The 23,399-nt window shown below is 62.1% G+C and carries 20 protein-coding genes and 2 rRNA genes; 2 read left to right on the top strand and 20 right to left on the bottom strand.

Annotated elements, in window-relative coordinates; translation table 11 throughout:
• Positions 1 to 24 precede the first annotated feature (24 nt).
• Positions 25 to 804, bottom strand: coding sequence for an MOSC domain-containing protein (locus tag GC425_RS00110; protein WP_151844213.1), 780 nt, complete (start codon positions 802 to 804; stop codon positions 25 to 27).
• Between the two features lie 38 nt (positions 805 to 842).
• Positions 843 to 2,297, bottom strand: coding sequence for a glyceraldehyde-3-phosphate dehydrogenase (locus GC425_RS00105; RefSeq protein WP_151841450.1), 1,455 nt, complete (start codon positions 2,295 to 2,297; stop codon positions 843 to 845).
• A gap of 228 nt (positions 2,298 to 2,525) precedes the next feature.
• On the opposite strand from GC425_RS00105, the gene GC425_RS00100 reads away from it, so the two are divergent.
• Together GC425_RS00100 and GC425_RS00095 are read left to right on the top strand one after the other, a co-directional pair.
• A complete protein-coding gene (locus GC425_RS00100) occupies positions 2,526 to 4,214 on the top strand; it encodes a formate--tetrahydrofolate ligase (RefSeq protein WP_151844214.1) in 1,689 nt (562 codons plus the stop codon).
• 118 nt (positions 4,215 to 4,332) lie between these two features.
• Positions 4,333 to 5,067 carry a hemolysin III family protein gene (locus tag GC425_RS00095; RefSeq protein WP_231699715.1) on the top strand — a complete coding sequence of 245 codons (735 nt, stop codon included), beginning with the start codon at positions 4,333 to 4,335 and terminating at the stop codon, positions 5,065 to 5,067.
• 33 nt (positions 5,068 to 5,100) lie between these two features.
• Here GC425_RS00095 and der read toward each other — a convergent pair whose 3' ends face one another.
• From der to GC425_RS00005, 18 genes are all read right to left on the bottom strand, one after another.
• Positions 5,101 to 7,464 carry a bifunctional cytidylate kinase/GTPase Der gene (der, locus tag GC425_RS00090; protein ID WP_151844215.1) on the bottom strand — a complete coding sequence of 788 codons (2,364 nt, stop codon included), beginning with the start codon at positions 7,462 to 7,464 and terminating at the stop codon, positions 5,101 to 5,103.
• Between the two features lie 31 nt (positions 7,465 to 7,495).
• Positions 7,496 to 8,527 (bottom strand): pseudouridine synthase, encoded by a 1,032-nt coding sequence (locus tag GC425_RS00085; RefSeq protein WP_374707616.1) that lies wholly within the window; start codon positions 8,525 to 8,527, stop codon positions 7,496 to 7,498.
• 129 nt (positions 8,528 to 8,656) lie between these two features.
• A complete protein-coding gene (gene scpB, locus GC425_RS00080; protein ID WP_231699716.1) occupies positions 8,657 to 9,283 on the bottom strand; it encodes an SMC-Scp complex subunit ScpB in 627 nt (208 codons plus the stop codon).
• A gap of 36 nt (positions 9,284 to 9,319) precedes the next feature.
• Positions 9,320 to 10,144, bottom strand: coding sequence for a ScpA family protein (locus GC425_RS00075; protein WP_374707630.1), 825 nt, complete (start codon positions 10,142 to 10,144; stop codon positions 9,320 to 9,322).
• A 34-nt stretch (positions 10,145 to 10,178) separates the two neighbouring features.
• Positions 10,179 to 10,997: a ParA family protein gene (locus tag GC425_RS00070; RefSeq protein WP_187767981.1), complete on the bottom strand. Its 819-nt coding sequence runs from the start codon at positions 10,995 to 10,997 to the stop codon at positions 10,179 to 10,181.
• A gap of 111 nt (positions 10,998 to 11,108) precedes the next feature.
• The gene (locus tag GC425_RS00065) at positions 11,109 to 12,023 is read right to left on the bottom strand and encodes a site-specific tyrosine recombinase XerD (protein WP_151844216.1); all 915 of its coding nucleotides are present in this window, start codon (positions 12,021 to 12,023) and stop codon (positions 11,109 to 11,111) included.
• A 2-nt stretch (positions 12,024 to 12,025) separates the two neighbouring features.
• Complete coding sequence (locus GC425_RS00060; RefSeq protein ID WP_151844217.1) at positions 12,026 to 12,715, bottom strand: NUDIX hydrolase; 690 nt, start codon at positions 12,713 to 12,715, stop codon at positions 12,026 to 12,028.
• Between the two features lie 74 nt (positions 12,716 to 12,789).
• The gene (locus GC425_RS00055) at positions 12,790 to 14,448 is read right to left on the bottom strand and encodes a CTP synthase (protein WP_151844218.1); all 1,659 of its coding nucleotides are present in this window, start codon (positions 14,446 to 14,448) and stop codon (positions 12,790 to 12,792) included.
• A gap of 259 nt (positions 14,449 to 14,707) precedes the next feature.
• Positions 14,708 to 15,607, bottom strand: a complete 900-nt coding sequence (locus GC425_RS00050; RefSeq protein ID WP_151841443.1) for a copper transporter — start codon at positions 15,605 to 15,607, stop codon at positions 14,708 to 14,710.
• Positions 15,604 to 16,785 (bottom strand): putative cytokinetic ring protein SteA, encoded by a 1,182-nt coding sequence (gene steA, locus GC425_RS00045; RefSeq protein WP_151844219.1) that lies wholly within the window; start codon positions 16,783 to 16,785, stop codon positions 15,604 to 15,606. The genes GC425_RS00050 and steA overlap by 4 nt, the downstream gene beginning before the upstream one ends.
• Before the next feature lie 67 nt (positions 16,786 to 16,852).
• Positions 16,853 to 18,547, bottom strand: coding sequence for a DNA repair protein RecN (gene recN, locus GC425_RS00040; protein ID WP_151844220.1), 1,695 nt, complete (start codon positions 18,545 to 18,547; stop codon positions 16,853 to 16,855).
• A gap of 31 nt (positions 18,548 to 18,578) precedes the next feature.
• Entirely contained in the window at positions 18,579 to 19,544 is a 966-nt protein-coding gene (locus tag GC425_RS00035; protein ID WP_151841440.1) for an NAD kinase, read from the bottom strand.
• Positions 19,541 to 20,374: a TlyA family RNA methyltransferase gene (locus GC425_RS00030; RefSeq protein ID WP_151844221.1), complete on the bottom strand. Its 834-nt coding sequence runs from the start codon at positions 20,372 to 20,374 to the stop codon at positions 19,541 to 19,543. The genes GC425_RS00035 and GC425_RS00030 overlap by 4 nt, the downstream gene beginning before the upstream one ends.
• Before the next feature lie 4 nt (positions 20,375 to 20,378).
• Positions 20,379 to 20,633, bottom strand: a complete 255-nt coding sequence (locus tag GC425_RS00025; protein ID WP_151844222.1) for a hypothetical protein — start codon at positions 20,631 to 20,633, stop codon at positions 20,379 to 20,381.
• Positions 20,634 to 20,673: 40 nt separating this feature from the next.
• Entirely contained in the window at positions 20,674 to 21,750 is a 1,077-nt protein-coding gene (locus tag GC425_RS00020) for an HAD-IIA family hydrolase (RefSeq protein ID WP_151844223.1), read from the bottom strand.
• A gap of 4 nt (positions 21,751 to 21,754) precedes the next feature.
• Complete coding sequence (locus GC425_RS00015) at positions 21,755 to 22,831, bottom strand: lipopolysaccharide assembly protein LapB (RefSeq protein WP_151844224.1); 1,077 nt, start codon at positions 22,829 to 22,831, stop codon at positions 21,755 to 21,757.
• Positions 22,832 to 23,046: 215 nt separating this feature from the next.
• Positions 23,047 to 23,163 (bottom strand): 5S ribosomal RNA (rrf, locus tag GC425_RS00010).
• A gap of 117 nt (positions 23,164 to 23,280) precedes the next feature.
• Positions 23,281 to 23,399, bottom strand: a 23S ribosomal RNA gene (locus GC425_RS00005); the annotation flags it as partial.

Below are 23,399 nucleotides of genomic sequence, written 5' to 3'. Positions count from 1 at the left end.
CCGGTGATGCCCCACTCTTCCCTGCTAACGGAGCAATTTCACCAGCTGGTCATGATGATGAGGCGGCAGGCACTGTGCCTCCACGACAAGTGCGGCCAGCTCCTTATCTCCCATCTTGGCTTTGAAAGCCTGTTGCATCGTCACGCCATGGTCAGGTGCTGGCAGGAACTCAATCGCGTCACCTGGGCGAATCACACCCGGCTCCACCACTCGGAAGTAGCAACCGCAATCGGCATGCTGCGTAAAGATTCTCATCCATCCTCGGATATCGAGCCATCCACCGAAGGTGCGACAAGGCTGGCGCGGCACCGATACCTCGAGCAGTGCCTCCCCCACGCGAACCTGCTGGCCAATGACCGCGCGCGTCCAATCCACGTCCTCGGTGGTCAGGTTGTCGCCAAAATAGCCGTCGGGGAAACGCTCAGTGTTCTCCGGAAGAGCGTCCGAGTGTTGCCCACTCCAGAAATCTAATTCCTCGCGAGCAAAGGCATACACTGCCTTATCCGCACCCCCGTGGTGTGCTGAATCCCCAACAAAATCCCCCACGACACCGGAGCCGTCCCCATAATTGGGCCCCGGTGCAAATACCTCCAGGTGATCCACGGGCACCTTGTGGATGCCAGATTCGCGATCCGCGCCCCCAGGATCCGGTTGGACCTGCGCGATATTGGTGGAGCGGACTGTCCCGCACTCACCAAGGTATGCACCAGCGGTTGTACTCTCAGGCAACGATGCAGCGAAGGCTGCTCGGCCCGTGGAGGCTGTGGAGTCTTCAGAGGCTGTGGACGATGTGGCACCAGTCATAACTCACAGTGTAACCGGTGCCAACACGTCTCGTGCTGTTAGAGCTCGGACGCGTCCTTACGCTTCGGCAGTACCTTTGGCCGCACGCCTGCGATCTCCTCCACGATGCGGACAACCTGGTTGGAGTAGCCGAACTCGTTGTCGTACCACACATACAGCACCAGGTGGTTGCCGGTGGCGATAGTGGCAAGACCATCCACGATGCCTGCGTGGGTGGTGCCCACGAAGTCCGTGGAAACAACCTCTGGGGACTTAATAAAGTCGATCTGCTGACGCAGGTTGGTGTGCAGGGATACCTTGCGGAGGAAGTCGTTGACCTCGTCCACCTCGACAGCCTTGTCCAGGGTCAGGTTCAGCACGGCCATGGACACATCTGGGGTAGGAACGCGAATGGCGTTACCGGTCAGCTTGCCCTTCAGCTCTGGGAGAGCCTTAGCCACAGCGGATGCTGCACCCGTGGCGGTCAGAACCATGTTGAGGCCAGCGGCGCGTCCACGGCGCTCTCCCTTGTGGAAGTTGTCAATCAGGTTCTGGTCATTGGTGAAGGAGTGGACGGTCTCCACGTGACCGTGCTGCACACCGTAGCGGTCGTTGATGACCTTCAGAACTGGCGTGATGCCGTTGGTGGTGCAGGATGCTGCGGACAGGATGTTGTCCGATGGATCGATGTCGCCGTGGTTGATGCCGTAGACGATGTTCTTGATATCACCCTTGCCCGGCGCGGTGAGCAGAACCTTGGACACACCCTTGGACTCCAGGTGCTTGGACAGACCGTCGCGGTCGCGCCACACGCCGGTGTTGTCCACCACGATGGCGTTGTTGATGCCATAGTCGGTGTAGTCAATCTCAGCGGGATCGTTGGCGTAGATCACCTGGATGGCGGTGCCGTTGGCCCAGATGATGTTGTTTTCCTTGTCCAGGGAGATGGTGCCGTCGAAGGCTCCATGCACGGAGTCGCGACGGAGCAGCGATGCGCGCTTTTCCAGGTCGCCCTTGCCCTTGGAACGTACGACGACGGCGCGCAGCCGTGCACCGCCGTAGGTGCCCTCGCGGCTCACCAGAATGCGGGCCAGCAGGCGGCCGATGCGGCCGAAGCCGTAGAGCACTACGTCGCGCGGCTCGGTCTTCGCGCTCTCGCCGATGACTTCGGTCAGTTCGCTTTCCAGGAACTCGCGTAGGGATGCGCCCTCGCCCTGGTTCTCAAAGCGAGTAGCCAGGGACCCCAGGTCGATGGACGCGGTGCCGAGGTCAAGGTTCACCAGTTCCTTCAGGATCTCCAGCGTGGAGTTGAGGGACAGTTCCTTGTCCACGATGCGGCGTGCGTAGCGGTGGGACTTGATGATGTCGATGTCGGTGACGTTGACCAGCAGACGACCGTAGACGGACACCACCACGTTGTGCTCATTGTGGAGCTTGCTGATCAGCGGCAGCATCTGTTGCGCCAGCTGAAGGCGCTCTGCCCAATCGGATTGGTTGTGTGCATCTAGGGTCATCGTTGTCCTCGCTTGTCGCTTCATTACGGTTGTCGCGCCAGAGTGTTGAAGGCTTGTGGCCTCTGATAAGACCTGTGGGCCTCGTGTAGCGCACCCCCTCATGGTAACGGCATCTGCCCCGAAATACGTGGTGCCAACACCCCGGCAGTACCACATTCACCCTTATTCGGGTGTTGAAATAGGAAAAGCTTCCGGCATGCGTGCGTGCTGGGCATTACAGTCACATATATGTCTAATACCGATGTCGAAATCGCCCAAGCTCACACATTAGAGCCCATCCACACCATCGCTGAACGCGGCGGAATCCCTGAACAGGCGCTTGTCCCGTTTGGCACCACCAAAGCGAAAATTGATGTCACGGCACTGCCGGAGGATGCGTCCGCCACCGGTCAGCTGGTTCTGGTCACCGGCATGAGCCCTACCCCCGCCGGAGAGGGCAAGTCCACCGTACTCATTGGGTTGGCCGACGCCATCGCGTCGCGTCGTTCCACCTTCGTGGCCATCCGTGAGCCGTCCCTGGGCCCGGTCATGGGTATCAAGGGCGGAGCCGCCGGTGGTGGTTACGCACAGATCGTCCCCATGGAAGACATCAACCTCCACTTCACGGGCGACCTTCACGCCATCACCAGCGCCACCAACACCTTGGCGGCACTGGTGGACAATCACATCCAGCACGGCAATGCCCTGGGCATCGACCCGCGCCGGGTGACGTGGCGCCGCTGCCTGGATGTCAACGACCGTTCTCTGCGCAACATCGTCACCGGCCTGGGTGGGCCCGTCCAGGGCACCCCACGGGAGGCCGGCTTCGACATCACGGCAGCCAGCGAGATTATGGCGGTGTTGTGCCTGGCCACGGACCTCGCTGATCTGAAGGAGCGCCTGGCTCGCATCGTGGTGGGCCAGACTTATGACCGCAAGCCCGTGACCGCAGGTGAGCTCAACGCCCAGGGTGCTCTGGCTTCCCTCCTGCGGGATGCCATCAACCCCAACCTCGTCCAGACCCTCGGCGGCACCCCGGCCCTGGTACACGGTGGCCCCTTTGCCAACATCGCCCACGGCTGCAATAGCTTGATCGCCACCACCACGGCGCTGAAGTTGGCTGATGTGGTGCTGACCGAGGCCGGATTCGGGTCTGATCTGGGTGCTGAAAAGTTCTTCGACGTCAAGGCCCGCGCTGGAGACCTCTCCGTCGGTGCCGCTGTGGTGGTCGCCACCATCCGCTCCCTGAAGTACAACGGCGGCAAGCCCAAGGATCAGCTCACCTCCGAGGACCTCCCAGCGCTGCGCGACGGTCTGGCAAACCTGGAGCGTCACGTGGAGAACATCCGCAAGTTCAATGTAGAGCCCGTGGTAGCCCTCAACGTCTTTTCCTCCGATACGGACGAAGAGCTCACGCTGGTGGAGCAATGGGCTGAAAAGTTTGGAGTGCGCATCGCTCGGACAACGGTGTGGGCCAACGGTGGCGCCGGCGCCACCGAGCTTGCTGACGAGGTATTGGAGGTACTGGACGCTGGAAGCTCCTCGGCACAGCAAGCCGAGTCCTCTCAGCATCAGTTGTATGACCCGAGCCTCGGCGTCGAAGAATCAATTCGGACCATCGCAACCACCATTTACGGCGCGCGTGACGTGGAATTCTCCTCCGCGGCGATGAAGGATCTTGCGTTTCTTCAGGACAATGGATGGGATCAGCTGCCCGTGGTGATCAGCAAGACGCAGTACTCGTTCAGCGATGATCCGTCCCAGCTGGGCGCCGCCACCGGTCACACGCTGCACGTTCGCCAACTCCTGCCCAGGATCGGCGCGGGCTTCATCGTGGCGCTGACCGGCGACGTCATGACGCTTCCCGGCCTGCCGAAAAAGCCCGCGGCCGAGGGCATTGACGTGGACGCGCATGGCACCATCAGCGGATTGTTCTAGACCTGCTGAGTTGGGTTGAGTGACGCCGTGCTGATGTGATCGAGACTTGACCAGTGTCACACGGCACACCGCGTGCGTTTTTCTGACAAAAACAATGCGGAGGCCTAAAGTTGAGCCCATGTCTAGTCACACAGTCACTCTCACATCGAGTGCCACACCACGCCCCGTCGTCGACCGCGGACCCCGCCCATTTATGCGCGGGCGGCTGCACAGCGCGGCGGCGTGGTACTTCGGCGGAGCGTCCACGGCTTTAAGCGCCGTGACATTCGCCTACAACGGTCTGAGCTGGTTAAGCTTCGTCACCGTCCTATACTCCTTCTGCCTGGTGGGAATGCTGCTGGTCAGCGCCGTGTATCACCGCGCACCGTGGCGCAGCACCACCGCCGTTAACGTGTGGCGGCGAGCCGACCACGCCATGATCGCCGTGTTCATCGCCGGCACCTACGGGCCGGTCACTGTCGCCGCCTACGGGGATCGCTTCTGGGCCATCGACGGCTTCTTATCCTGGGGTGGAACATGGATCCTGGGGGTCAGCTGGGTGGCCGCTCTGGCCGCAGTGATCCTCAACGTGGTCTGGATCAACCATCCTCGATGGCTCGACGCCGCAGTGTATCTTTCCCTCGGCTGGCTGGCTGCGATCGCAGCTCTTGGGTACTACCAGGCGCTTGGCGTGGCCGTGAGCGCCCTGTTTGTGGCCGGTGGTCTTGTCTACAGCGTGGGTGCCATCATTTACGCAAAAAGATGGCCGAACCCCTCCGAGAGGTGGTTCGGCTTCCATGAGGTGTTCCACGCGGCGACGATCATCGCCGCGCTCCTTCACCACATCGGCATCTGGCTGCTGATCCTGCACTAGCGGTGCACGCGACCGCAAGCGCGTGCGTGACCGCTAGCGCTTGCGCTGCTTCTTTTCGCGTACGCGCACAGCCACCCGCACCGGCGAGCCCTGGAAACCGAAGGTTTCACGCAGCTTGCGCTCCAGGAAGCGGCGGTAGCCGTGCTCCAGGAAGCCGGTGGTGAACAGCACGATCACCGGCGGCTTGGTGGATGCCTGGGTAGCAAACAGAACGCGAGGCAGACGTCCGCCGCGCATCGGAGGTGGAGTTTCCGCAATCACGGTCCGCAGCCAGGTGTTCAGTTGGCCGGTAGAGATGCGCTGATCCCAGCTGTCCAGCGCCTCAATCATGGCAGGCTCCAGGCGCTGCAACGCGCGGCCCGTCTTCGCGGAGATGTTCACACGGCGTGCCCATGGAACATGCGCCAGCTGCAGCTCGATTTCGCGTTCCAGCAGGTCCCGGCGGTCCTCGTCCACCAGGTCCCACTTGTTGTATGCCACCACCAGCGCACGGCCGGAGTCTAGGATCATGCGCAGCACGCGCTGGTCCTGCTCGGCGATGGGCTCGGAGGCGTCCACCAGGAAAATGGCCACCTCGGCGGAATCAATCGCCGCGCGGGTGCGCAGGGAGGCGTAGAACTCGTGGCCGCGGGCGGTCTTGGTCTTCTTGCGGATACCCGCAGTGTCGACAAATCGCCAGGTGCGCTGTTCCAGCTCCACGATGGAGTCCACGGGATCCACGGTGGTACCGGCCACGTTGTCCACTACGGAGCGTTCCTCGCCGGTGATCTTGTTGAGCAAGGAGGACTTGCCTACATTCGGCCGGCCCACCAGTGCCACGCGGCGCGGACCGGACACGATGGAGGTCTGCCGTGGTTCCTCCGGGAAGGACTTCAGAACGAGGTCCAGCACGTCGGCCGCGCCGCGCCCGTGCTGCGCGGAGACCGGGTACGGATCCCCGAGGCCTAGGGACCAGAACTCGGCCATGTCTCCGTATTGGTTGTCAGAGTCAAACTTGTTGGCGACCAGGATGACCGGCACCGTGGAGCGCTGAAGTTTGCGGGCGATGACCTCATCGGTGGAGGTGATACCCACCTTCGTGTCGACCACGAACACGATCACGTCGGCGGTCTCCATGGCTGTTTCAGCCTGTCGGGCAATCGCGCCGTGAATGCCCTTGGCATCGGGATCCCAGCCGCCGGTGTCCTGAACCCAGAAACGCTGGCCGGTCCATTCTCCCAGGTAGGAAATGCGGTCGCGGGTCACGCCCGGGAAGTCCTCCACCACGGCCTCGCGGCGGCCGATGAAGCGGTTCACCAGGGTGGACTTACCCACGTTCGGCCGTCCCACAATGGCCACGGTGCACAGGGACTCATGCTCGGCCACGTCTTCGCCGAGGGAGCCGAAGGCTTCCTCCACAGCGTCCCAGTCGGTCTCTTGGCCGTCGGCGGTGAGCAGATCGAAGTCGTCCGCGTCGATGAACTCGGGGAAATCCTCGTCCTCGGCCAGTATCGCCTGATCATCCCATTCGACGCCACCCGCCGCGTCACTGGCGATGTCATCCGCGAACTCACCGTCGGAGTCTTCCGCGACGAGATCTACGTCGTCGCCGATGACGGTGCCATCGGCGGTGCGGAACACCAGGTCGTCGTCCGCACCCTCAGTGTCCGTGGCGGCCTCCACGGCGCTGTCGCGCGCCAGCTCCGCGATCCGGTTCACCACATCGTCGATGTCCATCTCCGTGGTGTCGATCAGCACGGCATCGTCAGCCGCCCGCAGAGGGGACACAGCGCGGGAGGAATCCGCCTCGTCGCGGCGGATGACGTCGGCGAGCACGGCGTCGAAATCAGAATCACGTCCGGCAGCCACGTCCTGGTCGTAGCGGCGCTGGGCGCGGGTCTCCGCGGAGGCGGTCATGAACACCTTCAGTGGCGCATCCTGCAGTACCACGGTGCCGATGTCCCGGCCCTCCACCACGCAGCGGCCGGCCTTCGTCGCCAGGGATCGCTGCAGCTCCACCAGATTCTCTCGCACCTCGGGGATAGCGGAGACGGCAGACACGGCGGCGGTTACCTGCGGACCACGGATCTCTCCGGAGACGTCCTCGCCGTCCAGAATGACCTCGGTGCTGCGGGGGTCCTCGTTGATCTCCAGGGGCAGGTCCGCCGTAGCGTCGATGATGGCGTTGGTCTGCGTGGGGTCGTCCACGTCGATCCCGGCGCGCAGGACGTGGAGCGTCGCGACGCGGTACATTGCGCCAGTATCCAGGTAGCGTGCCTCCGCCGCTTCGGCCACCCGCCGGCAGACTGTGGACTTTCCGGTTCCGGACGGGCCGTCGACTGCGATGATGAAACCACCGCCGACCACGTTGTCGACATCCGCGAGGCCGTGAGGGGCCTGATTGTTGTGATCAGTCATAGTGTTACTCTCGTGCTTTCCTGTCGACCTGTTACAGTCCAACGACCTTGTACAAGCTTGCGAGTTCGCTGGCGTTCATGGCGCGCACCGAACCTGGTTTCTGATCGCCCAGCTGCACGGTGTGAATCTTCGTGCGCACCAGGGCCTGAACGGGGTATCCCAGTTCTTTGAGCATGCGGCGCACAATGTGCTTGCGGCCTTCGTGCAGTTCCACACGCAGCAGCGACTTTCCTTGCCACACGTCCACGATCTGCACGTCATCGGCGCGAGCGATGCCGTCTTCGAGCTCCACGCCGTCCTTCAGCTCACGGATGATTCCGCGGTTGACCTCGCCCAGCACGGTCGCCATGTAGGTTTTGGTGACCTGGTAGCTGGGGTGCATCAGGCGGTTAGCCAGTTCGCCGTCGTTGGTCAGCAGCAGCAGCCCTTCGGTCTCTGCGTCCAGACGCCCCACGTGGAACAGTCCCTGGCCTTGCTCCAGACGCTCCGTGATGAAGTCACCCACACAGGGCCGGCCCAGTTCATCGCTCATGGTGGAGTGGACGCCGCGAGGCTTGTTGAGGATGAAGTACACCATCTGGTCGTTGACCTGCACGCGAGTTCCGTCCACGCGCACGATGTCCGTGTGCGGGTCGATCCGCAGGCCCATTTGCTGCACGATCTCTCCGTTGACCTCCACGCGCCCCATGGCGATGAGCTTCTCACTCATGCGCCGGGACGCCACGCCCGCGCTGGCCAGGACTTTCTGCAGGCGTACCAGGTTCTGGCTGTCCTTATTTTTATTCGACGCCAACGCTGCACGGCGTTCCTCGTCCGTGATGTGCTGACGCTTGGCTGGCTTCGCGTTGGAGACATACACCGCGGCGGCCTCATCCTGGGCGCGCTGCGCTGCCATGGCGGCGGCGTGTGCGGCTTTCATCTCCTGGCTTTGCCGCTGTGCGCGGCTTAAGGGCTTATCCTGTCCGCGGTGGGTGCGGCGGGCGCCGCTGCGTTGCGGGCGGGCAGGCTTCTTGCGTCCCTTTTTCTTGTCCGGTGTGCCATCTCGGCGAGCGGGTGTATTCAAGGAATGTTCCTATTCATCTTTGTGGAGAATGTTCATTCTCCTGGGTGTGTAGACCTGATGAGGTGAAGTTCTCAAGCCTAACGCATTGTTACGTGGTCATTCTACTCGACTGACCCCACACTGACGGTTCTACTCTTCGATCGCATCGACCTCGGGCAGCAGCGGCGCAAGGTCAGGAAGTTCATCCAAGGAGCTGAGCCCCAACTGCTCTAAGAACAAGGGGGTGGTGGAGTACAGGTGCGCGCCCCCTGCACCGGTCTCTTCGGCCTCCTCGGCGATGAGGCCGCGCACGGTCAGCGTGCGGATCACACCATCACAGTTCACACCGCGCACAGCCGAGACCTGGGCACGGGTCACCGGTTGGCGGTAGGCAATCACAGCCAAGGTTTCCAACGCGGCTCGGGACAGGCGTTGCTGCGAGCCGTCCAACACCTTGGCCTCCACCACGGGGGCGTTGGCGCGGCGAGTGTACAAACGCCAGCCGTCTTCCTGCTCGCGCAGTTCGAATCCAGAACCGCGGGCGTCGAATTCCATGGCAATCTCCCGCAGCACCTCGCGGACATCGTCGGCGGTAACGTCGCTGGCAGAGGTGGTCGTCTCAGGGGTATCGGGGTGTTCTGCGTTCAGCACTCGCGCGAGATCTTCGGGCTGCACCGGCTCATCGCTGATGAGCAGCAAGGATTCCACGCGGCTGCGCACCACGGATACCGGGGGCAGAATGTTGCCGTCGGGCTGGTTGCCGTTGGAGTGGTTCACGCTGATCCTTCTTCCGTTGTGTCGACTCTGCTGTACCTAGTTCCAGTTGGACGCCGCGACCACAGCCGGGTCCACGTCCAAGCCCGTCCACGCCACGGACATCTCTTCCAAAGGCTCGGGCTGTTCAATGCCGATCGCGCGGGCCTTGTAAAGCTCCAACAGCGCCAGGAAGCGCCCCACAATCGTCATATTCAGGTCGCAATCCGCGATGAGCGACCCGAAGCTCACCCACGTATCGGCACCGGCAATCTTCAGGGTGTCCAAGATGCGGCCGGCCTGCTCCGGCACACTCACCGCCACCTGGTGGATGTGCCCGGTATCCACCTCTGTCTTCGCCGGGCGGAAGACCGCTGCGGCAAGCTCCGCAAAGCTCTCCGGGGTGTGCCCCAGCTTCACGGGAGGAAGCAGGGACGTGAAACGTTCCTCCAACGCCAAGGCGACGGGGAACCGGCGCGCCGCATCCCGCTGCCATTGGGCGAACATGTCCGCCACCGCCTTGTAGGCCTTGTACTGCAGCAGGCGGGCGAACAGGAGGTCGCGGGACTCCAACAGAGCCAGATCCTCTTCGTCCTCCACCTCGCCACGCGGAACCAAGCGGGCGGCCTTCAGATCCAACAGCGTGGAAGCCACCACCAAAAACTCGGTGACCTCGTCCAGATCCTCGGCGGACTTGGACAACGTCCGGGTGTAAGCAATGAACTCATCCGTGACGGTGGCCAGGGCCACCTCCGTGATGTCCAGCTTGTGGGAGTTAATCAGCTGCAGGAGCAGATCGAACGGCCCATCGAAATTAGCCAAGGCCACACGGAAGCCTGTGATCTCGGGCTGCACAGGCTCCGGTGCGGCGGGCGACTGCTCCACCACGCTGGAGTTCGGCGGATGAGGGCTGGTCACGTTAGGCCTGTTCTGCGACTCTCTTGATGACTTCTGCAGCTAGATTGCGGTACTGGATGGCGCCCGAGGATTTCGGGGCCCACGTGTTGATGGGCTCTCCGGCCACGGACGTCTCTGGGAAGCGGACGGTGCGGGTGATGACCGAATCAAACACCTTATCCCCGAAGGCCTCCACCAGACGCTCCATCACTTCCCGCGAATGTAGTGTGCGGCGGTCGAACATCGTGACCAGAATGCCCAGCACTTCCAGGCGGAAGTTCAGGCGATCCCGCACTTTATCCACCGTGTCCATCAGAAGCGCCAGACCGCGCAGAGAGAAGTACTCGGATTCCACGGGGATGATGACCGAATCGGAACAGGACAGGGCGTTGACGGTCAGCAGCCCCAGGGAGGGCTGGCAGTCGATGATGATGAAGTCATAGTCCTTTGCCACCGGACGCAGGGCGCGAGCCAAGGCCTGCTCGCGGCCCACCTCGTTCACTAGCTGAATCTCCGCGGCGGACAGGTCGATGTTCGCAGGAACAACGTCAAGGTTATCGACTGGACTTTTATGTATAGCGTCCAGGATGGAGGAGCCGGAATCGACCAGCAAGTTATACACGGTGATATCCAGCTCATCATGCTGAATACCCAGCCCGGCCGAGAGCGCACCCTGCGGGTCCAAGTCCACAAGGAGCACCTTGCGCCCGAACGCGGCGAGAGCCGCACCCATGTTGATCGTAGACGTGGTCTTTCCCACCCCGCCCTTTTGATTGCACATGGAGATGATGCTGGCCGGCCCGTGCGAAGACAACGGCGCGGGATCTGGCAGCTCCGCCATGGGACGGCCAGTCAAGCCGATGTTTTGTTCGGGCTTATCGAACAATGCGTCTGGTTGTGACACTGCGTGCAGCCCTTTCCGTCGAGAATTACATCCTTAAGATTAGCAGCCCTACGCCCGTGGGTGAGATTCTATCCACACTTGCCTCAAGTGATCAGGCGTGACCTTGGTATAGATTTGCGTGGTCACCACACTGGCGTGACCCAACAGCTCCTGCACCACACGGACATCCGCGCCGCCCTCCAGAAGGTGCGTGGCAAACGAGTGCCGCAGGCTGTGCGGGGACACAGGACCGATGCCCGCGGCCTCAGCCGCCTGGGACACCGCCTTGAAACCAGACTGGCGCCCCATCCTCCGGCCGCGATTGTTCAGGAACAGCGCAGGTGAGCCCGTGGTATTTAACGCGGGCCGGGCGCGCGTGAGGTAGGCGTCGATCGCATGAAGGGCAGGGATTCCCACGGGCACGATCCTTTCCTTGCCGCCTTTACCCCGCACGAGCACGATATTGAGGTCGCGATCCAGATCATCCACGTCCAGATCCATCAGCTCCGAAATGCGCGCACCAGTAGAATACAGCATCTCCACCAGGGCTTTATCCCTCAAGTCAAGGGCAGAGGCTGAATCCCCTGACGGTATCGCGTCCAACAACGCCTCCACCTGGGCCACGCTCAACGCCTTCGGAATCGGCCGGGGCAAGGACGGCACCGGCACGTCCGCCGTGACATCCAGGTCCACGTATCTCTCCGACTGGCAAAAATTATGCAGCCCGCGCACAGCCGCCAAGGTACGGGCCACGGACGACTTCGCCAGCCCCCGGCCCGTGCCCGCATCAGTACGCAACCACGTCACGAACTGCTCCACCTCGTCCGTACGCACATCCTTCAGCGCACGATCCCCCAACCACTGCACATAGCGACGAATATCCCGCTGGTAGTTATCCACCGTGTGCGCCGAAAGATGACGCTCCGTCTTCAGATGACGAAACCACCTCGTGGCGATGCGTTGGTTATCCTCGGCGGCAGACATGCCTAGCGCACGCTCTTCATGTCGGTGCCTGGTTCCACTCCCTCGGAGTTCTCCCGGCGGTTCTTCAGGCCAGACACGTGTGTGAACGGCTCGTTCGTGCTCCGGCGGGTACCCAGCGCGAGGTGGGCGATACCCGCCACGGCGATGGAGTTGATGATCTTGCCCTCCTGCACCCACTGCACGGCCTCCTCGACCGGCAGCCAGCAGACGTCCAGATCCGCCTCCTCACCCGTTTGCGTTTCCAACCCCAACTCGTCCTGGTCCTGCTCGCTGAGCTCGGAGACATCTTCGGCGAGGAAGATCCTCACGCGTTCCTCCGCGAAGCCCGGTGACGTCACCACGTCACCCAGGAGATGCCAGGACTCAGCCTTCAGCTGTGCTTCCTCCGCCAACTCCCGCTGCGCCGCCACTAGGGGATTCTCCCCCACCTTGTCCAGGATGCCCGCGGGCAGCTCCCACAGATATTCGCCCACGGCGTGGCGGTACTGGCGAATGAGCTGGACGCACCCGTCCTTCACGGCAACCACAGCCACCGCGCCAAAGTGCTCGACAACCTCCCGGACCGCATCCCCTGTGGCGGTGGAAATCGTATCCCGTCGCAGGGCGATAATGGGCGCATCAACGAGTAACTCGGACTCCTTGACCTCGTAGAGAGGCTGGGAATCCGAGTGGGGTTGTGAGTCAGAAGTCATGCTCACCAGTGTAGCGGGCAGACCGCCTGCCTAGCGCGCTTCCTCGCTGACGGACAACCTCGCGGACGGGCATGCTACTGAGAGCGGCGCTCCAAGGCAGCGTCAATCAGACCCTGGAACAGCGGGTGGGAACGGGTTGGACGGGACTTGTACTCTGGGTGAGCTTGCGTCGCCACAAAGTATGGGTGCACATCCTTCGGGTACTCCACGAACTCCACCAGGGTGCCGTCCGGAGACGTGCCGGAGAACTGCAGCTGAGAGCCCTCGGTGATCTGCTCCCGGTAAGCGTTGTTAACCTCGAAGCGATGACGGTGACGCTCGCTGACCTCGGTGGTGCCATAGAGCCCAGCGACCACGGAGCCTTCCTGCAGCGTTGCCGGGTAGGCGCCCAAACGCATCGTGCCGCCCAGATCCGCATCACCTGCTACGGCCGCCTGCTGCTCCTCCATCGTGGAGATCACCGGGGTGGAAGCCTCTGGATCGAACTCCGTGGAGGACGCATCCTCCAGACCCGCGGTGCGCGCTGCTTCAATCACGATGCACTGCAGACCCAGGCAGATTCCCAAGGTCGGCAGGCCGGTTTCGCGAGCATAGCGAATCGCGGCGATCTTGCCCTCGATGCCACGGACACCGAAGCCACCGGGGATGACGATGCCGTCCACGCCCGCCAGGGCCTCGGCAGCCTGGCCGTTTTCGCAATCATCCGACGTAATCCACTTCACGTGAGCCTTCACGCCCGCGCCGAAGCCGCCAGCGCGCACTGCCTCTGCGACCGACAGATACGCATCAGGCAGGTCGATGTACTTGCCCACGATGCCGATGGTCACCTCACCCTGCGGGTTGTGGACGCTATCCAACAGCTGGCCCCACGTGCTCCAATCCACGTCACGGAATGGCAAGTTCAGGCGTCGGATGACATAGGTATCCAGATGCTGGGAGTGCAGCACCTTAGGAATGTCGTAAATGCTCGGCGCGTCTGGGCAGCTCACCACGCCTTCCAGCTCCACATCGCTCATCAGAGCGATCTTCTTCTTCATCGGCAGCGGAACCTCACGGTCAGCGCGAAGAACAATCGCATCCGGCACAATACCGATGGAGCGAAGCTCAGCGATGGAGTGCTGCGTGGGCTTCGTCTTCAGCTCACCGGACGGAGCCAGGTACGGCACCAAGGACACGTGGATGAACACAATGTTGTCCCGTCCCACCGCGTGGCGGACCTGACGTGCTGCCTCCAAAAACGGCTGGGACTCGATGTCACCCACCGTGCCGCCAATTTCAGAGATCACCACATCAGGCACCACACCGTCGGCGTCGGGCTTAGCCATCGCCAGAACAGATTCCTTGATTTCGTCCGTAATGTGGGGGATGACCTGGACGGTCTTGCCCAAGTACTCGCCGCGGCGCTCCTTGGCGATGACATTGGAGTACACCTTGCCGGTGGTCACATTGCCCGCGGCGGACAGGTTACGGTCCAAGAAACGCTCGTAGTGGCCCAGGTCCAGATCCGTCTCCGCGCCGTCCTCCGTGACGAACACCTCACCGTGCTCGAAAGGGTTCATGGTTCCCGGATCAACGTTCAGATACGGATCCAGCTTCTGCATGGTCACACGTAGGCCGCGCGCGCTCAGCAGCTGCCCCAGGGACGCGGCGGTGAGGCCCTTACCCAGCGAGGAGGCAACCCCGCCTGTCACGAAAATGAACTTGGTGTCTTTATCCAGGCGGCTGCTGCCCATATGCGCTCCCCATGGTCAAGGTGCGGGATTGTGCGCGTTCAATCTCCTCGGGATTCCTCGCAGCGCGTGGCGCTTCGGAGTCGAAAGGAAACGTGTCCGAAAAACACAAAACCCACAGGTGAATACCTACGGGACTTCAGCCTAACACAGGTGCAAAGAATTGCACTAGTGGGCTGGCCACGGCAGCGTTCGCCTGTGAGTTGGTGTCGGCCTCGGGTGGCCGGGTTAACGTAGCAGCGGTCGGATTGACGTGCAGGGCTTACGCCGTCAGCGCCGAGGCGTTCTCCCCCACTCCTACGTGCTTACTCTGGTTATCCTTCTGCTTCTCCAGCTCGTGGATCACGCTGATACGGCCAGAGTCCGCGTTGATGTTGTCCACCGTGGAGACGTTCTCCACATGCTCACGACTTCCGCGCACCAGTGCCACGGCACCGCCCTTCGCCGCCGAGGATGGGCGTGCGGCCAGTACGGCGCCATCGGTGGACGAGTCAACGCCCAAGGCCAGGTCAGACAGGAACGTATTGGAGTAGTTGCCGTCCTGGTCGTCCTTGTCCGCGTTTCCAGCAACAACCACCACCAGGGAGGCGTCCTTCACTTCCCCATCGTGGGAAAGGAATCCTTCCTTCTCCAACGCACCGATCGCCACAGCGCGATCAGACTCGCTGGTCTTGTCGCTCAACGCCGCTCCGAGCAGCTGGCCCGTGTGCATTCCTGGGGAGAGCTTATCCTCAGACAAGGTCGCACCCGACGGCAAAGACTTGGACGCCAGCGACTTCAACGAATCCGCACCGTCCGTGGACGTGGCCTTGTCCGTCAGTTCGATGGTTGCATTCACCGTGGCGCCTGCATTCTCCAGGACTTTCTTGAGGGCATCAACATCTGCGTCTACCGCATCAGGAGCAAGGACCACAGCAACGGACGTGTCAGCCAGCGAACCATCCACAATGTCCCCGTTGAATTGATTCAGAAGGTCATTGGCCGCGTTGGACTGCAATTCCTCCACATCAGCGCGCTTCTTCTCAGCATTAAGCTCCTGCTGAATCGCCGAGGAATTGCCCGCAGGCCCACCCTCGACATTGGGGGCTAGCGCGAAAAAGCCAAACGCCGTGCCCAGCGCAATACCCACGCCCAATCCTGCAATCACTGAAGATTTACTCATGACTTAAACAGCTCCTGGACATTCAACGCAAGGCTATTCCATGAATTAATCAAGTTATCCACAAAACCAGAGTCACCGGATAGTCCCGCGATAGCGATAATCACACCGAGCGCCAACAGAATGCCGAGGATAGCCCACAGCCACCCAGTGCTCGACTTGGACACTCGATAAAACTCGGCAACCGCCGTGGAGTCCACCAGCTTGCTGCCCACACGCAGACGGGACATGATCGCCGACGGCGTCTCTGGATCCTGCGACTGCGCAAACACATGATCCAGATCCATATTCTCACCAAGGTGAACCACCATGGACGCACCGTGGTAGTCCGCCAGCAGCAGTGCAAGATCCGTCTGGTTGGAGGAGGCAGCCGGGAAGGTCATGGCTGCCACACCCAGATCTTGGATTCGCTCCAGACCCGGAGCGTGCCCATCTGGACCAGCGGGAACCACTACGGTGGCGCCACTGCGCAGGGTGTCGGTCGCCAAGGACTCAGGGTCTCCCAGGATCACCTGCGGCTTGTGGCCGGTCTCCACCAGCACGTCTGCGGCGGTTCCCACGCCGATGATGACGGGCTCATACTCCCTCAAGAAGTAGCGCAGGTCCTTGAGCTTCTCCTGCACGTCCTCATCGGGACTAACCACCAAAACCTTCCGGTCGTCCATGTCCACATCCACGTCGGGAATGCCCAGGCCATCCACCAGCAGAGGCGCTTCCGAACGAGTGAACTCAGCGAGGTTTCCGGACAGGGCAACCATGTGATCGCCCAGGGCTTCGCGGGCTTCGTCGAATCGGTCAGCGGCGGTTTCCGTGTCCAGCTCATCACCGCGAACGATCAGGCGCTCGCCGTAATACAGCGCCCCGCTATCCAGCCGGCCTTTCTTGCCGTTTTTCACTTTGTTGGCTGGCTTTTCCTCGTCTTTTTCAACCAGGATAATATCCTCATCGAGCAGCATCTGAGGACCAAAATTAGGCACTTGCCCGGTGCTGAACTTATCAAAGTTAAACACCGCAGCTACCTTGGCATCGATGAGTTTTTGCGCATCGGCCCGGCTTAAGTCGGGCTGGTCGATGACGGCAATATCACCTTCGTGCAACTTACGCTTGTTGATCCCCTTTGGGCCAGTGAGGTCGCGGGTTGCACCCTGAATACCTGGAAGGTCAGAGCGAGAGAATAGCATGATCACATTGTGATACGGATGTGACTGATGGTGCGTTAGGCGCGCCGACTGCCTCCCAAAACAATACCTAGCTGATACCTCGCCGTGCCCGAGCCATCTCCATCAGCTCCTCGGCATGTGCACGCCCCGTCTCGGACTCCAGCCCCGCCAGCATCCGCGACAACTCCTCCACACGCTCCTCGTCGCTGAGAGCTCGCACCGTCGAGGACACAGAAGAATCCGTCGCCTGCTTCGCCACATACAAGTGTGTATCTGCAAACGCCGCCACCTGGGGCAGGTGTGTCACCACAATCACCTGATTGTCCTCCGCCAGCATCGCCAAGCGCTGGCCAATCTCCACGGCAGCTTTGCCGCCCACTCCCGCATCCACTTCGTCGAAGACCATCGTCCGACCCGTGGACGCTGTCCCCTGCGCCAAAATGACCTCCAGCGCCAGCATGATGCGGGACAGCTCACCGCCCGAGGCGCTGGATGCCAAGGCTGTCTCGTGGCCGCCTTGGGTCAGGCGAAACTCCACTGCATCGATTCCCGACGCCCCCGGATCCTGCTGCTGCACGGACACCGTCACCGTGGAGGACATATGCAGCCGAGTGATCTCTGCGGTCACCGCCTTCCCAAACTCCGCTGCCGCAGCCTGGCGCCCCTTCGACAAGCGCTGAGCAAGCGCCAGCATATCCTTCTCCGCCGCCGCGACCTGCTCCTGCAGCGCCTCGATCACGTCGTCGGAGACATCAATCGCCGCCAAACGCTCCTGCGCCTGACTCCTCCACTCCAGGGCGCCATTGACGTCCACTGCGAACTTCCGCAATTCACGCAGGCTCTGCTGCCGTTCCAGCAAGGATTCCAGCGATTCCGGGTCGGGAACATGAAGCAACGCGCGCCCGGCGTCGTGGGCAATATCGGTGAGCAACGCACTCACCTCGTTCAGGCGATCAGCCAGGCCCTGCAGCTCCTCATCCTCCCCCGCCAGGAGGGATGCCGCCTGCGCCAGGAAATCCTGCGCGTTGCCCATCTCCGGGTCCTCGGCCTCGCTGCCATCCACCATGGCCAGCGCCTGCTGGAGGTTCCGCCGCATGTCATCGGCGTCCTGCAGCCGCCGAATCTGCGCCTTCACGTCCTCGTCTTCGTTGGGCTGCGGATCGATGTCGTCGATGATGCCGATCGCGCGCTGCAATGTTTCGGATTCCAGGGCCAGCTCGCGGCGATCCTTCAATCGTCGTTCTAAATCCTTCGACGCCAACAGCCATCTCTGCCGCGCCTCCCGATATTCACCCAGCAGTTCGTGGTGGCCGGCGAATTCATCCAGCACTTCCAACTGGCGCGCGGGATCCAAGAGACGCAGCTGATCGTTCTGACCGTGGATGGTCAACACGGCTGAGGAGAACTGGGACAGCATGCCTGCAGCCACGGTCTTCCCGGCCAAATGTGCCCGGGACCGGCCCGCGGAGGATACAGTTCTGGTGGCGATTACTTCGCCGTCGTCGGCAAAGCCATCGATCTCGGCGATCATGGTGCGAACAGTCTGCACATCCTGATCGGCCCCCAGCGTGGAGACATCAAAGATGCCCTCCACTGTGGCCTTGTCACTCCCCGCCCGCACGCGGGAGGCATCCGCGCGGTGGCCGGACAGCAGACGCAGGCTGGAAAGCACCATCGTCTTACCGGCACCCGTTTCACCGGTAAGAACGGTGAAGCCACCGGCGAACTCCGCGGTTGCTTCCTCGATCACTCCAAGATTCCGGATATGCAGTTCAGAAAGTATGGTGATGCTCCCTTGCTATCGACTCTCGTGCCTAGTGACGTGGACCGCGCCACCCCGTCACAGGCAGACGGAACTTGTGCACCAGACGGTCCGTGAACGGAGCCTGATCCAGGCGCACCCACCGCACGGGCTGCGGACCACGGCGAATCTCCACGCGGGCGCCAGGCGGCATGTGAATCTGACGGAAACCATCCATCACGGCCGTAGCCGGCGAGGTCGACGGGTTCGTCTCCACGGCCACGGACGAGTTAGGTGACACGACCAGCGGGCGGCTAAATAGGGCGTGGGCGTTACTCGGGACCACCAAGATGGCGTCCAGCTCGGGCCACAGAATCGGGCCACCCGCCGAGAAACCATAGGCAGTGGAGCCCGTCGGCGTGGACACCAGCACGCCGTCGCAGCCAAAGGAGGACACGGGACGCTCATCAACCTCCAGGATCGTGTCCAGCACACCCTGGCGGTTCAGGTTCTCCACCGAGCACTCGTTCAAAGCCCATCCCGTGCCCAGCACGCGGCCATCCATGTCCCGGGCCGTGATAGACAAGGTCATGCGGTCTTCCACGCGGTAGTCGCGGGCGATCACTCGATCAATGGCCTCCTGGAGGGATTCCTGCTCCCATTCCGCGAGGAAGCCAATGTGCCCCATGTTGATCCCCAGTACAGGAACGTCGGCCGAGTGGGCGATGTCCGCGGCGCGCAGGAACGTGCCGTCACCGCCGAGCACCAGCACCATTTCCACTCCGGTTGCAGCCTCACGCGTGTGCCCGAAGCGACGGAAGCGGCCGAGGATTTCGTGCCGTGCCACGGGGGCCGGGTCTGCGGTCGCCATGACGCGCACATCGATCCCGCCGTCTTTGAGTTTCGACGCCGCCTCCGCAGCCAGGCTGAGATTTTCATGCACTCCCGTGTGCGCCACGAGAAGAACCTCGCGCTTCGCAGGGGCGGACTGGTTCTGACCCGCAGTGTCCTGCTGGTCGTCCGGTGCTGCTGTTGTCACTGAGGTCCCTCCTTCACAGCGGTCTCTACCATGGTGCACAATTGTTCTTCTGTTGGTGCTTCGTACCCACCGTCTTTCACCAACCACAGGAAATATTCCACATTCCCGCTTGGCCCGGGCAGGGGCGAGGCCACAACAGCCTTCGTAGATAAACCATACTTCATTGCGGCCCGCGCCACTGACAAAGTCACTTCTGTACGTAGTTCGGGGCTACGTACCACCCCTCCGGAACCCAGGCGGTCCTTCCCGACCTCGAATTGGGGCTTGACCATGGGCAGCAGGTCACCCCCTTCAGTGATGCATTCCGCCAGCGCCGGGAGGACAAGTTCGATGCTGATGAAGGAGAGGTCTCCCACCATCATGTCCATCTGCCCGCCCAGAATCTCAGGTGTGAGGGTGCGGACGTTGGTCCGGTCAAACACGTCCACCCTGGGGTTGTTCTGCAGTCTCCAGATCAGCTGCCCATAGCCCACGTCCACGGCTGCGATCCTGGAGGCTCCGCGATCTAGGCACACGTCGGTAAAACCTCCGGTGGAGGCACCAGCGTCCAGTACGGTCTTGTTGCTCACGCTGAGGCCTAGCGGCTCGAAGGCCTCCAGGGCACCGATCAGTTTGTGGGCTCCTCGGCTAGCCCAGCGGTCGTCGTCGCTCTCCGTGACCTTGATGGATACCTCCCCAGTCACGCCCGTGGCCGGTTTCGTGGCAACCATGCCGTTGACGCTCACGCGTCCGCCTTTGATCATGTCTTGAGCGTGCTCACGGCTGCGTGCGATCTTTCGCTTCACCAGCTCCGCATCCAGGCGTTGGAGTTTCTGCCCCTTCTTCGCCATGCTTCTAAATCCCCCGTCCCAGACCGTGCTCGCCAAGCGCGTCATTCACAACCTTCTGGGCCCGCTCCAAGACTGCTGCCTCTTCGGCCCCATCGACGTCCCGGGCCAACAGCTCATCGACCGCGCGTGCCAACTCCTCGCTCAACTCCTGGACCCGCTGCTCCGGAGGCATCTGGGCCTCGTGCTGCCGACGGGCCGCGTCCGCTGCGAGCGTGGCGGGGCTGGTTGCCTCTCCCTGTCCTGGGCGTGGTTGCGTCATAGCGCTTTATGTTACTTGCTCACACAACGCGGAACGAAACCTATCGCCACACGCTCACTGCAGCCTCGGCGAAAGCATCTGGGTCCACCCCGTTCGTGGTTGCTGGCACGCACGTGATGGCCTCCCACGGCACGCCAGAGTCCAGCAAGGACCACACGTAGGGTGCGGCCACGGCTACAGCCTCGGCGGCCATGAGCGCCACCGCGCGGTCGTCGAGCGCGTCTCCCCCGCTGACACTCTCATCGGGCACCTCGCCGGATGCAATCACAATCCGATGTGTTCCATCAACCAGGGATTCCTGCTCCGCCGACCAGCCGTCCAGGTGATCCCGCAGCGAGCCCACGATGTGGGTAGGGCGCTGCGACACGGGTGCCTTTAGCACGTCCCAGTGTCCCGAAATGCCCGTGAGCGTGCACAGCGTGTCAATGCCCGCAGCGTTTCCGCCAGCGATGTCCGTGTCTAAACGATCCCCCACCGCCAGCGGCCGCACTGAGCCCAGCCGTTCCTGCGCGTTGACGAACATCGCAGGTTCCGGCTTTCCCGCCGACTGCGGGGCCACTCCCGTGGCACTAACCACGGCTGCCACCATCGAGCCGTTACCCACCAGCAGGCCGCGTTCCGAGGGCAGGGTGGTGTCCAAGTTAGATGCGATGTAGGTGGCCCCGCGACGAATCGCCAATGCTCCCTCTGAGAGCGTGGCCCAGCCGTTGTCGGGGCTGTGGCCGTGCAGGACGACATCCGGGTTGCCATCCGCATTATCTACGACGCCCAAGCCCGCTGTCCGTGCAAGCTCCCGAAAGGACTCAGCCCCGATGACGTAGGCCGTGGGGGTGTCTATTCCCTCAGCGCGCACATGTGCCACCGCAAGGTCTACGGCCGCCATAGCGGAGGTGAGGACGAAATTGGGTTCTGTGGGAAAGCCGAGCCGCGTGAGATGCTCAGCAACCTGCTCCGGTGATCGGGAGGCATTGTTGGTCACGTACATGACCCGGTTCCTCGCGGCGTGTTCTGCCAGGCCTTCGGCAGCCCCGTCGATGGGGCGCCCACCTTCGAAGACGGTGCCGTCAAGATCGACCAGCAGGGCGTCGTAATCTTTCAGTAGCGGGTGAGCAGGCACAGCGCTAGCTCAATTCCTCGATGCGTGCCGCGGCGTCCATCAGCTTCTCGGTATCCAGCTCCTGGGCCTTCGTGAAGTAGGTGATGGCGTCGTCCTTGCGGCCTTGCTGGGCCAGGGCGTCCGCGTAGGCGTAAAACAGGCGCATGCGGCTCACCTCCGGAGCGTCCTGGTTGTCCAGCTGGCCTACTAGAGCTTCCACGGCCTGGTTCAGGTTGCCCATGTCCTGGTGAGCACCGGACACCACGATGGCGAGCTCCACTTGGGATTCAGCATCGAGGTCTGCGACGGTGACGTCGCCGGCGACCTCGAGGGCCTTCTCAGGGCGGCCGAGCCCACGTTCCGCATCGGCGAGCACGGACACTAGGCCTGGACCACCGGACATCCTGCGCGCGGCACGGAGCTCGGAGATGGCTTCCTTCCACTCGCCACAGTGGTAGGCGGCAATACCGCAGGTCTCGCGGGCAACGGCCACCCGGCCCGCACGATCCTTTGCAGCGCGAGCGTGCTCCAACGCTTTCTCTGGCTCGTTGTCCAGCAGCAGTGCTGTCATGATCAGGTGCTTGGCGACCATGTCGGCGTTGTCCTTCGACAGGCTGCGCAGCTCCTGGCGTACGGATGGGTCCAGGTCCTTCGGATTGATGTCCTCAGGAATCGTGGGCTCGTTCATCCGCTTGGCGATGCGCTCTTCACGGTAACCAGAGCGCTGCGGGCCAGCAGCGCGTGCGCGATCCACACCATCACGGCGTGCGCCGCCCCGGTTCGGTGTGAAGCCGCCCTTATTCCGAGGTCCCTGACGGTCGGAGTTCCGGCCGTTTTTATTGCCGAATGTGCGGCCTCCGCTGCGACCGCCGTTGCGGTCGTCGCGGCGCTCAAACCGGCGTTCACCGCGATGTTCAGAATTCCGTCCGCCGTTACGACCGCCATCGCGACGGCCGTCGCGACCACCATTGCGATCGAAACTCCGTCCGTCCTGACGGTCGGAGTTGCGGGAGTGAGAGCGTCCGTTGGATGAGGAGGGCCGGCCGCCTCGGCCATGAGAGTTGCCTCGATGTGAACGGCCGTTGCCGTGTTCTCCAACCATGTGTGGACGCCTTCCCTGTGTAATTAAATAGCGGACTCAATGTTAGCGCTTGTGTACTTGTATTGCGAATGCTTGTACGGCAAAGGCACACAGTAAGTCAAGAAACCGACAGACCCCCTTCGCTACGTTATCCGCGCAAGCGAAAAAGGAGGGTGGGCGTTACCAACCACAACATGTGATTGATAACGCCCACCCTCCCTCTATGAAATTTTTGAAGCCGGCGGTGACCTACTCTCCCACACCCTCCCAGGTGCAGTACCATCGGCGCTGACGGGCTTAGCTTCCGGGTTCGGAAAGGGACCGGGCGTGACCCCATCGCTAAAACCACCGACAAACCAAACAAAGGAAAACACACACCACCCACCAAGGGGGTGTGCCGTGTCATCCCAGACACTGCATAACAGACGCGAGCAACAACTCAAACATTTTTGTAAACACCCTGCAAAACAGGTTGTGTTTTATTCGGTGTATTAGTACCGGTCACCTCCACACCTCACAGCGCTTCCAGATCCGGCCTATCAACCCCATAATCTATAGGGAACCTCAAAAGAAACCTCATCTCGAAACA

Source organism: Corynebacterium sp. zg254 (assembly GCF_024701495.1).
Lineage (GTDB): Bacteria > Actinomycetota > Actinomycetes > Mycobacteriales > Mycobacteriaceae > Corynebacterium > Corynebacterium zhongnanshanii.
The sequence above is the reverse complement of the archived record's forward strand: the minus strand, read 5'-3'. Positions and strand labels throughout refer to the sequence as shown.

Excerpts from the sequence above, each read along its gene's own strand:
- GC425_RS00110 (WP_151844213.1), bottom strand. The coding sequence starts at position 804 with ATGACTGGTGCCACATCGTCCACAGCCTCTGAAGACTCCACAGCCTCC.
- GC425_RS00095 (WP_231699715.1), top strand. The coding sequence starts at position 4,333 with ATGTCTAGTCACACAGTCACTCTCACATCGAGTGCCACACCACGCCCC.
- steA (WP_151844219.1), bottom strand. The coding sequence starts at position 16,785 with ATGCTATTCTCTCGCTCTGACCTTCCAGGTATTCAGGGTGCAACCCGC.
- GC425_RS00050 (WP_151841443.1), bottom strand. The coding sequence starts at position 15,607 with ATGAGTAAATCTTCAGTGATTGCAGGATTGGGCGTGGGTATTGCGCTG.
- GC425_RS00065 (WP_151844216.1), bottom strand. The coding sequence starts at position 12,023 with ATGTCTGCCGCCGAGGATAACCAACGCATCGCCACGAGGTGGTTTCGT.
- GC425_RS00100 (WP_151844214.1), top strand. The coding sequence starts at position 2,526 with ATGTCTAATACCGATGTCGAAATCGCCCAAGCTCACACATTAGAGCCC.
- der (WP_151844215.1), bottom strand. The coding sequence starts at position 7,464 with ATGACTGATCACAACAATCAGGCCCCTCACGGCCTCGCGGATGTCGAC.
- GC425_RS00025 (WP_151844222.1), bottom strand. The coding sequence starts at position 20,633 with ATGACGCAACCACGCCCAGGACAGGGAGAGGCAACCAGCCCCGCCACG.
- GC425_RS00055 (WP_151844218.1), bottom strand. The coding sequence starts at position 14,448 with ATGGGCAGCAGCCGCCTGGATAAAGACACCAAGTTCATTTTCGTGACA.
- GC425_RS00105 (WP_151841450.1), bottom strand. The coding sequence starts at position 2,297 with ATGACCCTAGATGCACACAACCAATCCGATTGGGCAGAGCGCCTTCAG.
- GC425_RS00060 (WP_151844217.1), bottom strand. The coding sequence starts at position 12,715 with ATGACTTCTGACTCACAACCCCACTCGGATTCCCAGCCTCTCTACGAG.
- GC425_RS00030 (WP_151844221.1), bottom strand. The coding sequence starts at position 20,374 with ATGGCGAAGAAGGGGCAGAAACTCCAACGCCTGGATGCGGAGCTGGTG.
- GC425_RS00015 (WP_151844224.1), bottom strand. The coding sequence starts at position 22,831 with ATGGTTGGAGAACACGGCAACGGCCGTTCACATCGAGGCAACTCTCAT.
- GC425_RS00070 (WP_187767981.1), bottom strand. The coding sequence starts at position 10,997 with ATGGCGGAGCTGCCAGATCCCGCGCCGTTGTCTTCGCACGGGCCGGCC.